Below are 13,090 nucleotides of genomic sequence, written 5' to 3' on the forward strand. Positions count from 1 at the left end.
TTTAGCCCTGTCATCCGCTTGAGTGATCTGCAACAATAGACGTGCTCAGTCGTTTAGGAGGTCATTCATGCCCACCCATGCTCAAAGTCTGTATCCCGGATCTTCAGGCCGTCCTTCGAAGATCGCAATTGTTGGTGCCGGTGCGGTCGGTACTGCTGTCGCTTATGCCTGTTTGATGCGCGGGGATGCTCGTGACATCGTCCTTCATGACATCAATAAGCCCAAGGTGGAAGCTGAAGCCTTGGATATGGCGCACGGTATCCAATTCACCCCCTCTGGTTCCGTAGAGGGATCCGACGACGTGGAGATCGTTCGCGGCGCTGACCTGGTGATCGTCACTGCAGGAGCGAAACAGAAGCCGGGGCAGTCTCGTCTGGAATTGGCTGGATCAACCGTTGACTTGATGCGCAAGATTTTGCCCAACCTTCTCAACGTCGCTCCCGAAGCGCGCTATATGTTCATCACGAACCCGGTAGACGTTGTCACCTACGCTGCGCTTAAGATTACGGGCCTGCCTCGTAACCAGGTTTTTGGTTCGGGTACCGTTTTGGACACTTCACGCCTGCGCTACCTAGTCTCTTTGGAAACCGGAGTCGCAACCCAGAATATTCACGCCTATGTCGCTGGTGAACACGGCGATTCCGAGGTGGCACTGTGGTCCTCTGCTGAAATTGGCAACGTTCCTTTGCGTCACTGGGGACCGACCCTGTCCGGCAAGCTCTTTGACGCTGAGCTGCGTCAGCAAATCGCATTGGACGTTGTGAACTCCGCCTACAAGATTATTGAAGGCAAGGGTGCAACAAACTACGCAATTGGCTTGGCTGCCTCGAACATCGCCCGCGCGGTGCTTCGTGACGAAAACCGCGTCCTCACGATTTCGACCCTCTTGGAAGATTGGGAAGGAATCTCGGATGTCTGCATGGCTGCGCCGACACTGGTTGGACGAGAAGGCGCTGGGCGCGTGTTGAATCCGCCTTTGACGCTGGCTGAACGTGACGGTTTGACCGAGTCTGCAACGCGTCTGCGTCAAGTCGCTCGCGATCTGGGGTTCTGAGCACTCAACTGTTCGTATAAAAGTTGTGGCCAAGGCATAGGATGCCTTGGCCACAACTATTTTGTTTTAAAGGGATCGGATGACGGTGACGACTCGTCCCATAATTGTTGATTCATCGCCTGGGATAGGTGCGTAGTTTTCATTGTGGGGGAGCAGCCAGACATGGCCCGAAGTACGTGAAAACTCCTTGACGGTTGCTTCCCCGTCGATCATTGCTGCGACGAATTGTCCGTTGAGTGCTGTTGACTGGCTGCGGATCACGACGAAATCACCGTCGAGGATACCGGCATCAACCATAGAGTCTCCGTGCACTTCAAGCATGAAGAGTTCCCCATGGCCTGTCAGGCGGGTGGGGAGTTCGAAAATATCCTCGATTGATTGTTCTGCCGTGATGGGTGCACCCGCAGCAATTCTTCCGACAAGAGGAATTGCCGAGGCTTCTTCATCAACGTGAGCGGTGGGAATTTCAACAGTGACGACTTTGGTGGAGCCTGGAGTCTTCGGTTCTTTCTCTTCCCCTAAAACCGATTTGCCAAGCTCTGAGACCTCAAGTGCACGAGGAAGTCCGGGCACTTTCTGGAGGAAACCCAAACGCTCGAGAGTGTCGAGGTGATGCTTGACGGTTGATGGGGAAGACAATCCAACGACCTGCGCGATTTCTCGCACTGATGGAGGGAAACCGCGAGTACGTACTTCGGTGTTAATCAGGCGCAGAATCTCGATTTGCCGCTCGGTCAATTCTGTGTCGCTGCTCACGATAATTCCTTCGAGGCTCAAAAGTGGATGGAAATGAAAGTGTCCCGTGGTCCACTCTCACCGTTAAGAATACGGGAGAAATCAGCTAAATCAAACATATGTTCGAAAATGGCTCGACATTTCTCGAAAGAATTGCTATCGTACAAGTGTTCGACGAACATGTGTACGACCGAAAGGGGAACATTGTGAGCACACTGACTGTTACTGCCACTCAAGAGGCAAGCCGTCGTCCGCACCTTGAAATCGTTCGTGATGAACCTCTTGCACATGTCTATGACATCCGAAACGCGCCTTCTGCTCGTCGCCGTCGACAGGTTCTTCGCGCGGACGATCCCTCGATGCGACGCCATCCCGTCTTGGTCCAGCGCACTCAGATCAATCTGCGTCGCGCACTCACCTCAGGTCTTGCATTTGTCACCGCTGTGGGGATTGCGATCGGGGCTGGTCTTGCTCTGCAGACTTCCTCATACGATGGCCCGACGCGGGTTGTGTCCGTTTCCAGCGGGGATAGCGTGTGGAGCTTGGCTCAAGGTGTCGATACTTCTCGTCCCTTGCAGGACGTCGTGACAGACATCGAGCAGCTCAATGACATTCAGGGAGCTCTTCAGGTTGGGCAGGAAGTGCGCATTCCGACTCGTTAAAGCTTCGTGAAGTATCGCCTTGATCCACCGTGTCATAGTTGCGAATCGTGACGATCAACCGTAGCGTTAGAGGGTGCATTGCCCCTTCTGTCACAACCCCGATTCGCGCGTCGTCGATACGCGTATTGCGGATGATGGCGCCTCGATTCGTAGGCGAAGGGAATGTACGTCCTGCAAAAAACGATTCACCACGCTAGAGACTTCATCCTTCCAGGTTGTAAAACGCTCGGGTGTGATTGAGCCTTTCTCGCGTAATAAAGTCGTTGCTGGCGTGCGGAAAGCGTGTCAGGGGCGCCCCGTCAGTGATGACGAATTGGCTCTTCTCGCACAACAGGTTGAAGAACATCTTCGCACCTCAGGGGTCTCCTCAGTGTCCAGTGACGAAGTCGGGAAGGCGATTTTGCCCTTCCTGCAGGACCTCGACGAAATCGCGTACTTGCGTTTCGCCTCGGTCTACCACGCCTTCAACTCGCTTGATGACTTTGCCCGGGCGATTGACACCCTGCGCCAACGCTCGCAAGAAAAAGCTCAAGCCAGCAAAGCGCGCGGCTAAAAACGCGGGGTTATTCGTCCCAATCCTCCATCCCCCGGGGCAGCTCGTGGCATGTGAGCGCGTGTAAATCATGGGTCGCACGCGTGAGAGCAACGAAGAGATCTCCGCTTCCCTGCTCCAAAATTTCCCGAGGTTCAACGACCACTACGGAGTCAAACTCCAAACCTTTGGCGCCTGCTGCAGTCAGGTAGCTCACTCGTTGATCAAGCGCTGAGGCTCCCGATTCATCCGCATGCCACTGGCGTGCCTGGGAATCTGGCACAATGACGCACACTCGGCCATTTCCCTCGCCTTCCTCCAAATTCAAGCGTTCTTCCATTGCGCTTACCGCAGCTTGAACGCGAATCCGTAAATCGGCCTCGTCGCGAGCGCGGGAAGCACGGTAGCAATGCGGAACGTCGCGGACGGCCTCCATGGGATAGAGCACGGGTGAGCCGTGCAATGCCATTACAGACTGCGCGATCCGAGTCAGCGTTCGAGGAGTTCGGTAGGAGATCGAAAGAACAAACTCCTCGCTGAATGCGCGTGCCGCGGGTCCAAGTGCCTGCTTCCATGAAGTCGGACGGCGGTGTCCACGTTTTTGATCAAGGTCGCCGACAACAGTCATCGAACGAGTCGGACAACGTCGAAGAAGACAACGCCACGCCATGGGGGAGAGGTCCTGGGCCTCGTCGATGACGATGTGCCCATAGGTCCACGCGCGGTCGGCGCGCGCCCGCTCAGCCAAAGGAACAACTGCGCGGACCTCTTGGGTCTGACGCATCAGCATCTCAGCAGTCACGATGCCGCCACCTAGGCCCGTTGCCTGCAAAGCATCGTTTGCGCGTTCGCGTTCTTCCTTTTCGCGTTGTTTCTCGGCCCGCGCGCTCTGAGCTGAGGCCACATCAAGGGTGCCCAGAAGCTCTTCGAGCTCGTCAATGAGAGGAATATCAGCAGTGGTGAAGGGCTCGTCGGCACTGCGCTTCAAAGTCGCGAGTTCTTCAACAGACAGGGGAGAGCCAGCGGCGCGATTGGCAGCGGCTAAGAGAGCGGGACGAAACCACAGTTTGCGTAGGAATGCTGGAGCTTGGGTTGGCATCCAGGCAAGGTTGATGGCGCGCCTGGCATCGATTGAATCGCGAATCTCGGCCATCCATGAATTGAGATCGTCAGGATCAATATCGGCTGCGCTGTGAGCGTCCCCCGCTTCGATAATGATCCTGTTCGCCAAGAGTTCCATGAGTCCCAATGCGAAAGACTCGCGGACAACATTGTGGGGGCGTCCGCTGCGGCGTGCGCGCGAAATTGCAGAGCGCACCTCTTCAGCGCTCAAGGTAACGCGTCGGTTCCAGACCTGAAGGACCTGATCGCTGTCGGGATTGCGGGGGATGAGGCGCACGGCCTCGCGAAGGATGCGGGCAAAGGCGGCGCGTCCTTTAATTTCGGCGCATTCGGGCGATTCCTCGCCACGGCTCGACACTCCCGGGACGAGGTCGCCGATGGTCATCTGGACGACTCCGGACTCTCCAAGAGAGGGGAGAACCTGCTCGATATAACGCAAGAAGGTCCGTGACGGGCCAATGATCAGTACTCCCGAACGCTCAAGGCGTTCGCGCTGGGTGTAGAGCAAGTAGGCTGCGCGGTGAAGGGCAACGGCAGTTTTTCCTGTTCCCGGTCCGCCCTGGACGACAAGGATCCCGCGGTCACTTGCTCGAATGACTCGGTCCTGCTCGCCTTGAATCGTCGCGACGATATCGCCCATTCTTCCGCTTCGTGCCGAGGAAAGAGCAGACATCAATGCTCCTTCGCCCTGCAGAGTTAAGCCATGCGTATGGGCCTGCTCGGCGTCCAAGAGCTCGTCTTCCACGGAGGTGACGGTGCGTGCGCGAGTAGCGATGTGTCGCCTGCGAACAACGCCTTGGGGGTCTTGGGCTGTTGCTTGGTAGAAAGGCGCAGAGATCGGTGCCCTCCAGTCGACAAGGAGGGGAATAGAGTGCTCATCAAGCAAAGAAACACGGCCGATATAGTGCCGAGATTGGTCACTCATATCGAGGCGCCCAAATACCAGACGTTCTTCGACGTTATCGAGGCGTGTCGACAGCTCTGCAAAGTGCGAGGCCAAGGCATCGCGCTCGGTCCATCCCTGCGCATTTCCCACACCGTGATTCGCATCGATTTTTTGGCGCTGCTCGCGGTATTGCGTTCGCAGTTCATCAAGGCGCGAATAAGCGCGATCAACGAAGCTTTGTTCTTCGCTCAAGTGATCTGCGGTGCGAGCTGAGTCAGACATCGGGACCTCTCGGTAGAAAAAGTCTGGCGTTCTATTTTGCCGTATCTGGACCCCAAATTCCTGTGATATGCCCTTGGCGCAATTGTGGGATTAACCGCGCTGGAAGGATGTAAACAATGTAGTTTTACTATGAGTAGTGCCCACTGGGGGCGAGTTTGACACCGAAGGAGGGGAACATGACCGAAACCCAGACTCATGGGGATAATCACCAGGCTCCCCACACTCGCGCGCGAATTCTGGTGACGTATTTCGACGGCGCGATGGATGCGGGCGCTTCCGGCCGAATGGCTGTTGAACAGATGCTTCGCTCCCTTCCCGCAACGCATGTTGCAGACTTTGATGCTGAAGACTTCATTAACTACCGTTCGCATCGCCCGGTCATCACAGTGAAGAGCTGGGTGACGGAAGAGGTAGAAACTCCGAAGATCTCTCTTGACCTTTTGCGTGATGACCGCGGAGAGTCTTTCCTGCTCCTCCATGGTCCTGAACCCGATTACCGCTGGGAGACTTTTGCATCCCGCGTTCGAGAAATCATTACCGAGGCCGGGGTTGAGGTGGTTTTCGGGATGACCGGGATCCCTTCCGGTGTTCCTCACACGAGGCCGACTCCCGTCCACGTCCATACGACCGATCCTTCGCTTGTTCCCGCGCAGCCACATATGTCGGCGCGAATCCAATACCCCGGGTCGATGGTGTCTTTCCTTCAGTGGCACCTGAAGAAATCGGGGATCGATGGGATGACTCTTCTTGCGATTGTTCCCTATTACATGTCGGAATCGGCCTATCCTGCGGCTTCTTCTGCTCTGCTTCGTAAGCTCTCCGAGTTTTCTGGTCTCTCGCTTCCCGTGGGGGATCTTGAACAGGGAGCGGCGGAGGACTTTGACGCTTTTGCTGCCCTTGTGGATGCTAATCCCGAGGTTCAGCACACCGTCCGTGCCCTTGAGGAACACTACGATTCCTTCTCCGGCGATGGGTTAGGGATTCCCCTTAATGCGGTGCCCTCAGCATTTACGGTTGGTTTAGGGGCTGAAAAAGAAACTGAGATAACGGGGATCTCCGACGCCATCGAGGCCTATCTTGCCTCAGTGACCGAAGGTGCGACGGGAAACACTGAGCCCTCTGAATCCGACGAGAAAGTTATTGAAGAAAAGCCCTCTGTTGACGATCTTCTTGCCGAGGCCCTCAAACGCGTTGCCGAGCGCAAAGAAGGCTCCGACTCGGCCGTGGGTGCACACGTGCCTCGCCACCGCGGCAGTGCTTCCGCTGCGGAGGACAGTCCCGAACGCGCCGAAGGGCCTGCGCCAGAGAGCCAAGAGGGCTCTGCCGAATAAACCCGAAACTAGGTGCCTGCCAACTCGCGGGGCGCCGGGGAATCTCTGTGAAGGCTAGGCCTCGTCAGACCCCCAACCGATTTCCGCGTCACTCATGGCCCGCGTCCCAGCCTGCCACTTCGATAGGTCTTTGCCGCGCAGAGGGCGGGCGGGAAGAGGAAGCTTGCGAAGAAGACGGTCGAGCTCGGCCTCGTTAACGGATTGCGGCGAATACTGGGCGAGGAAGACGATATTTCCTCGTCGCGCCCCACGCCCGACTTTGGGGTCGCACAGGGCTTGGACATCTGCGAAGCTCTCCCGCATACCTGCCAGGTCAATGCGTGCGTTGTCACTACCTCCGTGCGCGCTGTTGGCCAGCAGAAGACCACCTTCGCGAAGAACGCGATGACACTGCGCAGTGAACTCAAGGGTTCGCAGCTGAGAGGGGACAGATTCCCCGGCAAATGCGTCGCGGACAATGACGTCAAAGGAAGAGCCTCGAAGAGAATCAATGACCGCGCGCGCCTCGCCGATTCGTATTTTGAGGATAGGAGAGCGCGGAAGATCGAAGGTCTCGCGCGCAAAGCTTGCGATCTTTGGAGAAATCTCAACAACCGTATGACGCGATGAGGGAAAGAGTAGCGACCATGCCCAGGGGAGCGCGCAGGCCGCGCCTCCCAAATGAAGAACGCGCAGCGGCGCGGACGAAGGAAATGTTGCTTGGAGCGCACAAGTTGCGTGCTGCATGTACTCAAAATCGAGATAAGTGGGGTCCGACGTGTCGATGCAGGATGATTCGGCGCCATCGACAAGAAGTGTTGCGCGCGGGCCGTCCCACCGTACCTCGAGTGATGGGGAGTCTAGAGTACTCATAGAACAACTCTAAGCGGGAAGGAGGATCCGATGTCGAACGCTCCGCGCGATAAGCGTCGCAAACGCTTTTGGGGAGACGATGATTCTCAAACGAATATCTTGCACATTGACATGGATTCTTTCTTCGCGCAGGTTGAGATTCGTCAGGACCCATCGCTTGTCGGTAAGGCCGTCATCGTGGGGGGAAGTGGGAATCGAGGGGTTGTCACTTCTGCGACCTACGAGGCCAGGGGTTTGGGTGTGCGCGCCGGCATGCCTATTGCTCGCGCACGTGCACTGTGCCCGACAGCAGTATTCATTCCTGGACATTTCGAGCTCTACCGCATGTATTCGTGCAAAGTCATGGAGATTATCGGGCGTTTCAGCCCACTTGTTGAGCAAGTGAGCGTCGACGAGGCTTTTGTTGACGTCAAGGGGTCAAGGCTTCGTTTCGGAACCCCCACTCAGATCGCGCGAGATATCCGTACCCAGATTCGAGGGGACCTCGGCCTGCCGGCGTCGGTGGGGATTGCCTCGACGAAGTCGGTGGCCAAAATTGCCTCCTCGAATGCCAAGCCGGACGGTCTTTTGTTGATCCCCGCCGAGGCCACCATTGAATTCCTTCACGGACTTCCAGTTGGCGCCTTGTGGGGAGTGGGAGCCAAGAGCGGGCAGATCCTTGAACGTGAGGGGATCCAAACGATTGGGGAGCTTGCTGAGCATCCTGTGCAGCGCTTGGCTCGTCTCCTTGGGGCCGCGGCTGCACACCAGCTTCATGATCTTGCGTGGGGAATTGATCCGAGGCCCGTGTGCGTCTCGCGTGAAGAAAAGTCAGTTGGTATGGAGAGAACCTTCGAGCTTGATATTCGTGATCGAGGCGTTCTTGAGCAATTTATTACCAAGGCTGCGCATGAATGTGCCCGCCGATTGCGCGAAGGCGGGTGGGTATGTCGTCAAGTTGCGATCAAAATGCGCGGTGCGGACTTTTCAACGATCACTCGTCAGCAGCGCCTGGCTGCTCCTACTGACTTGGGAAGAGAAATTTCGAGGATTGCGCGCGAATTATTTGCGCGTGAGACTCTTCCGAGCGGGGGAGTGCGACTTTTTGGAGTGCGAGCAGAGGGACTCATTGCTCGAGAAGAAGGTTTTGAAGTCACGCTTGATCAGGACGAACGCCCTGAAGCTGCTGAGCGCGCCATGGATCAAATTCGTGGGAAGTATGGGGCAGGGGCAATCTCGATTGCATCTTTGCTTGACGAAAACAAGTAGAATGGCCCCATGGCACTTTCTGATTACGAGAAGCAAGTTCTTGAGGAGATGGAAGCACAGTTCGACCATCAGCCTTCCTCCTTCCGTGATCACGTGCGCGAAGACGCTCATTCGCCGCGTTCTTCTTCGAAACTTTCCCCCAAGCGGGTTGCTGTTGGCTCCTTGATGATTGTCGCGGGTTTGCTGATTTTGGTTGCCGCTGTCTCTCTGGGGTACTCGGTGCTCTCTTTGATCGTTGGGGTCGCGGGTTTTCTTTTCATGCTTGGTGGTGCTTGGTATACCTTGCAGGCTCCGCGGGTTTTGCGCCCTGGAGCGAAGAGGTCTTCTTTTATGCAGCGTCAAGAGGAACGTTGGGATCGCCGTTCCGCAGATGAATAACTGAATTTTTCGGATGGATGCCTGGTGAGCGTGCTCGCCAGGCATCCATTTTTTGTTGTTGGGTGAAGTGCGCGCTGTCGAACGCAGCGTTTCCCCACTTTCCTCCACCTCTAGTTGCTCGAGCATATTTGTGCTGGTCAGAGGCGATTCCTGAGTTTTTTGACGAGAAACGCTGAAAATTTCCCCCACTTTCCTCCACTCCTATTTTTCCTTGATATTCCGCTGATTTATGTAGTTAATCGGTCACTGTAGCGTGGGAAAAGGTCCCAAAATGGCAAAACGTGGAGTAAAGTGGGGGAAGATGTCACGGAGGGGAAGGCGGTGAATGATGTTCCTTGGCACTTACGAGCCCAAGCTCGACGACAAGGGACGCGTGATTCTGCCTGCCCGATTCCGGGAGGACATGGAAGGTGGCATTGTTCTGACTCGAGGTCAAGAACACTGCATCTACGCCTTTCCCGCCCAAGAGTTTGAGCAAATGACAGTGGAACTTCGACGAGCGCCACTGTCATCCAAACAAGCGCGCGACTATGTCCGTGTGCTGCTCTCGGGGGCGTACAAGGAGGTTCCGGATAAACAAGGAAGAATCACTCTTCCCCCGGATCTTCGTAAATACGCCGGTCTTGACCGCGAACTCACCGTCATTGGTGCCGGGTCGCGCGCAGAGATCTGGAATTCGCAGGCGTGGAACGACTACCTGTCCGTCCAGGAAGACGTGTTCTCACAAACTGAAAACGAAATTATCCCAGGAATGTTCTAGCCCGTCATTCCAGGTCTCCTCCCGATGTTCTGACGTCACTTCCCCGATGGCAGAGCACGGTGGGGGACCTGGAACGACGGGTACCCATCACACAGAAGGAGGGCAGAAGTGTCTGCTGACCGCGATGCATCGCGCTTGCATGTTCCTGTCCTCCTCAACGAGTGCTTGGACATGCTTGCTCCCGCTATTGAAGCTCCCGGAGCGGTCCTCATTGACGCGACCTTGGGGATGGGCGGCCACACCGAAGCAGCACTCAAGCGTTTCCCCCAACTGACCGTCTTCGGCATCGATCGCGACCCCGCAGCAATTGAGCTTGCATCAGCAAGACTTGCGCCCTTCGGCTCCAGGTTCCGAGCATTCCATACGACTTACGACAACATGGCTGAAGTTGCCGATGAAGCGCCTGGTGCAATGGTTGATGGCATTCTCATGGACCTCGGCGTTTCTTCTCTTCAGCTTGACGAAGAAGAACGTGGCTTCTCGTATTCGCACGACGCTCCTCTCGACATGCGAATGAATCCCACCGTCGGAGTGAGCGCTGCCCAGCTCTTGGCCTCGGCCTCGAAAGAGGAAATCACGCGGATCCTTCGGGTTTACGGGGAAGAGAAGTTCGCCTCGAAGATCGCTGCGCGCATCGTTCGTGACCGGGAAACTCAGCCGCTCACGCGAACCTCACAATTGGCGCAGATCGTTCGAGACTCGATCCCGGCCGCCGCGCGACGCACCGGAGGAAACCCCGCAAAGAGGACCTTCCAGGCCTTGCGAATTGCGGTCAACGATGAGCTCACGATTCTCGAGGCCGCACTTCCCGCAGCTCTCGAACGACTTCGTGTGGGCGGAAGAATCGTCATCGAGTCCTATCAATCTTTGGAAGATCGCCTGGTCAAGGACATCTTTCGACGTGGGGCAACAGACCAAGCCCCCGCGGGGATTCCCCTCATCCCCGAAGAACTTCAAGCTCGCTTGCAACTCCTTACTCGAGGAGCGCAGTTGGCTGACGACACAGAAAAATCCCATAATCCGCGTTCCGCATCCGTGCGGCTGCGCGGCGCACAGATGATACGTCCCTGGAAGGAAAGACCATGAGCGGAGCCACCGCGCGCGCACGCGCGACCTCTCGTCCGGCCTACGTAGGTGAGGAAATTCGACCACTTTTGACGGTGGTCGACTCCACGCGTCCTCGTCGCTCGGTCATTCCCATGACGATCATCGCGCTGATCATGATCGCAATCGCTATTGTGGTTCCCATGGTGATTAACACCCACATGGCGCAGACCTCGTACGAGATTCGCGAGTACCAGATTCAGCTCAATGAGCTTGAAGCACAGTCATGGACTCTGCAGACTCAACTTCAAGAAAAGGCTTCTCCCGTTGAACTGGAGAAGGCAGCGAAGGCGCAGGGAATGGTACACGCCGGTAAGCTCGGCACTATTCGTCTATCGGATGGCACAGTTGAGGGCGGTGTCGCCGCGCGATGAGGTTGTGGCAGCGCACACGCAAAGCGAGTGATACCACTGCGAATCGCGCCCGTGGGATCGGGAGGATGTTCACCGTCCTCTTTGCGTTATGCGTTCTTCAGCTATTGGTCATCCAAATTTTCCAAAGCTCGACACTTTCATCGGAAGGTGAAAGAGTTCGTACAGCCGTCAGTGAAATTGGTGCAAAACGCGGCAACATCCTCGATGTGAATGGCGTTGTCTTAGCAGATTCAGTTCAGGCCTATCACATTGCCGTCAACCAGCGAGCAATCACGACCTACGAACACAAAGACGACGACGGTAAAGTAATCGGTCGAGGCCCAGCGGAAGCAGCTAAGCAACTCGCCCCGCTCTTAGGGATGAGTCGCGCCGAATTGGGCGGCATGATGCTGGGGGATTCTACGTATGTCTACCTCAAGAAAAATGTCGATGCGGTGACATACCGTGAGATCCGCAAGCTCGATATCACTGGAATTGAATGGGAGTCGGTGTTCGACCGCGTCTACCCGAACGGTAATACTGCTGCTCCGATCGTTGGCGCGGTGAATTCGCAAAGCGATGGTGTTTCCGGACTTGAGGCGTACTTCAACAATTTCCTCCAAGGAACAGCAGGGGAAGAAGCTTACGAGATCTCGCCCAACGGTGCGATTATGCCCGGTGGGAAGCGCACGACCAAAGAGCCTCAAGATGGTGGTTCAGTACGGACAACCCTCCACGCTGACCTTCAACACCTCGTTCAAGACCGTCTTGACGAACGCGTGCGTAAGCACAATGCAGACTGGGGAGTCGTCGTCATTTCTGATGTGTCGACGGGACGTATTCTTGTTCTTGCCGATTCGGGGTCCACGACGCCGGATGCCGCAAAGCCTCAATCTGTCATGGGGGTGCAGGCTCCCTACGAACCGGGTTCGGTGGGCAAACTGTTAACTGTGGCCTCGGCCCTGGAAAAGGGAACGACTACGCCAACGAGTCAATACAGCGTCCCGTATAGCATTAACCCTCCCGATGCCGGCGGCCCGATCAAGGATTACCACGAGCACGGAACTGAGACTTTGACGTCGACCGGCATCCTTGCGGAATCCTCGAACGTTGGAACGATTGAGATTGGCGAGCAGGTGGGCGATCGCGATCGCTACGACTTCATGACGAAGATGGGGCTTAACCAGCCCACTGGAATCGAGTTGGCGGGCGAGTCTCAGGGCATCATGCGCGATTTCGACAATATTCAAGGCCGAGATCGCTACACGATGATGTTCGGGCAGTCCTACGCCGTTACCGCCGTCCAACAGAATCAACTCATTCAGGCAATCGGAAACCGCGGAGTGATGATTGCGCCGCGAATTATTGACTCAACGGTCGATTCACAGGGGCGTGCCGAGAAAGCTACGGCTCCTCAGCCGAAGCAAGTCATGTCGGCGGATCGCTCAAAAGAACTCATCACCATGATGGAGTCTGTTGTCACTGATGAATTGGGTACTGGCCAGACAGCAAAGGTCGAGGGCTACCGCATTGCTGTGAAGACGGGTACGGCAGACATCAAAGTCAATGGAGCTGACGCGGTCGTATCAAACACTGCCGGTTTGATTCCAGCGGAATCTCCGCGTTTGGCAATTTCGGTTGTTTTGTACAACCCGCGTGTGGGCGGCTTGTCTTCGGATTCTGCGGCTCCGCTGTGGGGAGAAGTCGCGACCGAGGCAGTGCGAAACCTGGGGATTCCTGCATCTACAGAAACTGCCCAGCTGTATCCCACGAGGCCCTAGTACGCTAGTG

13 protein-coding genes are annotated in these 13,090 nt (G+C 56.2%); 10 read left to right on the forward strand and 3 right to left on the reverse strand.

All coding sequences use genetic code 11. From position 1 onward, the window contains the following. The first annotated feature begins 67 nt into the window (after positions 1 to 67). Entirely contained in the window at positions 68 to 1,054 is a 987-nt protein-coding gene (locus ACWNMW_RS06675; RefSeq protein WP_034501629.1) for an L-lactate dehydrogenase, read from the forward strand. Between the two features lie 66 nt (positions 1,055 to 1,120). On the opposite strand, the gene lexA is transcribed toward ACWNMW_RS06675, so the two are convergent. After that, positions 1,121 to 1,810: a transcriptional repressor LexA gene (gene lexA, locus ACWNMW_RS06680; RefSeq protein ID WP_295894711.1), complete on the reverse strand. Its 690-nt coding sequence runs from the start codon at positions 1,808 to 1,810 to the stop codon at positions 1,121 to 1,123. 185 nt (positions 1,811 to 1,995) lie between these two features. Between lexA and ACWNMW_RS06685 the strand changes: the two genes are divergently transcribed. Together ACWNMW_RS06685 and nrdR are read left to right on the forward strand one after the other, a co-directional pair. Further along, complete coding sequence (locus ACWNMW_RS06685) at positions 1,996 to 2,451, forward strand: LysM peptidoglycan-binding domain-containing protein (protein WP_449490418.1); 456 nt, start codon at positions 1,996 to 1,998, stop codon at positions 2,449 to 2,451. A 73-nt stretch (positions 2,452 to 2,524) separates the two neighbouring features. Beyond that, positions 2,525 to 3,004 (forward strand): transcriptional regulator NrdR, encoded by a 480-nt coding sequence (gene nrdR / locus ACWNMW_RS06690; RefSeq protein WP_034501627.1) that lies wholly within the window; start codon positions 2,525 to 2,527, stop codon positions 3,002 to 3,004. A gap of 10 nt (positions 3,005 to 3,014) precedes the next feature. On the opposite strand, the gene ACWNMW_RS06695 is transcribed toward nrdR, so the two are convergent. Then, positions 3,015 to 5,273: a HelD family protein gene (locus tag ACWNMW_RS06695; protein WP_449490419.1), complete on the reverse strand. Its 2,259-nt coding sequence runs from the start codon at positions 5,271 to 5,273 to the stop codon at positions 3,015 to 3,017. A gap of 176 nt (positions 5,274 to 5,449) precedes the next feature. On the opposite strand from ACWNMW_RS06695, the gene ACWNMW_RS06700 reads away from it, so the two are divergent. Further along, on the forward strand, positions 5,450 to 6,604 hold the full coding sequence (locus ACWNMW_RS06700; protein ID WP_449490420.1) for a PAC2 family protein: 1,155 nt from the start codon (positions 5,450 to 5,452) through the stop codon (positions 6,602 to 6,604). A 54-nt stretch (positions 6,605 to 6,658) separates the two neighbouring features. Here ACWNMW_RS06700 and ACWNMW_RS06705 read toward each other — a convergent pair whose 3' ends face one another. Continuing rightward, positions 6,659 to 7,456, reverse strand: coding sequence for a spermidine synthase (locus ACWNMW_RS06705; RefSeq protein ID WP_034501625.1), 798 nt, complete (start codon positions 7,454 to 7,456; stop codon positions 6,659 to 6,661). Positions 7,457 to 7,486: 30 nt separating this feature from the next. On the opposite strand from ACWNMW_RS06705, the gene dinB reads away from it, so the two are divergent. The 6 genes from dinB (at position 7,487) to ACWNMW_RS06735 (ending at position 13,080) form a co-directional block, all read left to right on the forward strand. Further along, positions 7,487 to 8,704, forward strand: coding sequence for a DNA polymerase IV (gene dinB, locus ACWNMW_RS06710; protein ID WP_449490421.1), 1,218 nt, complete (start codon positions 7,487 to 7,489; stop codon positions 8,702 to 8,704). 9 nt (positions 8,705 to 8,713) lie between these two features. Then, on the forward strand, positions 8,714 to 9,082 hold the full coding sequence (locus tag ACWNMW_RS06715) for a DUF3040 domain-containing protein (RefSeq protein WP_449490422.1): 369 nt from the start codon (positions 8,714 to 8,716) through the stop codon (positions 9,080 to 9,082). Positions 9,083 to 9,410: 328 nt separating this feature from the next. Then, positions 9,411 to 9,842 (forward strand): division/cell wall cluster transcriptional repressor MraZ, encoded by a 432-nt coding sequence (gene mraZ, locus ACWNMW_RS06720; protein WP_034501622.1) that lies wholly within the window; start codon positions 9,411 to 9,413, stop codon positions 9,840 to 9,842. Between the two features lie 108 nt (positions 9,843 to 9,950). Beyond that, positions 9,951 to 10,928: a 16S rRNA (cytosine(1402)-N(4))-methyltransferase RsmH gene (rsmH, locus tag ACWNMW_RS06725; protein WP_449490423.1), complete on the forward strand. Its 978-nt coding sequence runs from the start codon at positions 9,951 to 9,953 to the stop codon at positions 10,926 to 10,928. Next, positions 10,925 to 11,320 (forward strand): hypothetical protein, encoded by a 396-nt coding sequence (locus tag ACWNMW_RS06730; RefSeq protein WP_448750660.1) that lies wholly within the window; start codon positions 10,925 to 10,927, stop codon positions 11,318 to 11,320. Before rsmH ends, ACWNMW_RS06730 begins: the two co-directional genes overlap by 4 nt. A gap of 65 nt (positions 11,321 to 11,385) precedes the next feature. Further along, complete coding sequence (locus ACWNMW_RS06735; protein WP_449490424.1) at positions 11,386 to 13,080, forward strand: peptidoglycan D,D-transpeptidase FtsI family protein; 1,695 nt, start codon at positions 11,386 to 11,388, stop codon at positions 13,078 to 13,080. The last annotated feature ends 10 nt before the right edge of the window (positions 13,081 to 13,090 follow it).

This window comes from Actinomyces sp. Marseille-QA0893 (assembly GCF_976954355.1).

Bases quoted from the DNA above. Each gene is read 5' to 3' on its own strand.
- ACWNMW_RS06695 (WP_449490419.1), bottom strand. From the start codon at position 5,273: ATGTCTGACTCAGCTCGCACCGCAGATCACTTGAGCGAAGAACAAAGC.
- ACWNMW_RS06700 (WP_449490420.1), top strand. From the start codon at position 5,450: ATGACCGAAACCCAGACTCATGGGGATAATCACCAGGCTCCCCACACT.
- ACWNMW_RS06735 (WP_449490424.1), top strand. From the start codon at position 11,386: ATGTTCACCGTCCTCTTTGCGTTATGCGTTCTTCAGCTATTGGTCATC.
- ACWNMW_RS06715 (WP_449490422.1), top strand. From the start codon at position 8,714: ATGGCACTTTCTGATTACGAGAAGCAAGTTCTTGAGGAGATGGAAGCA.
- dinB (WP_449490421.1), top strand. From the start codon at position 7,487: ATGTCGAACGCTCCGCGCGATAAGCGTCGCAAACGCTTTTGGGGAGAC.
- ACWNMW_RS06705 (WP_034501625.1), bottom strand. From the start codon at position 7,456: ATGAGTACTCTAGACTCCCCATCACTCGAGGTACGGTGGGACGGCCCG.
- ACWNMW_RS06675 (WP_034501629.1), top strand. From the start codon at position 68: ATGCCCACCCATGCTCAAAGTCTGTATCCCGGATCTTCAGGCCGTCCT.
- mraZ (WP_034501622.1), top strand. From the start codon at position 9,411: ATGTTCCTTGGCACTTACGAGCCCAAGCTCGACGACAAGGGACGCGTG.
- ACWNMW_RS06730 (WP_448750660.1), top strand. From the start codon at position 10,925: ATGAGCGGAGCCACCGCGCGCGCACGCGCGACCTCTCGTCCGGCCTAC.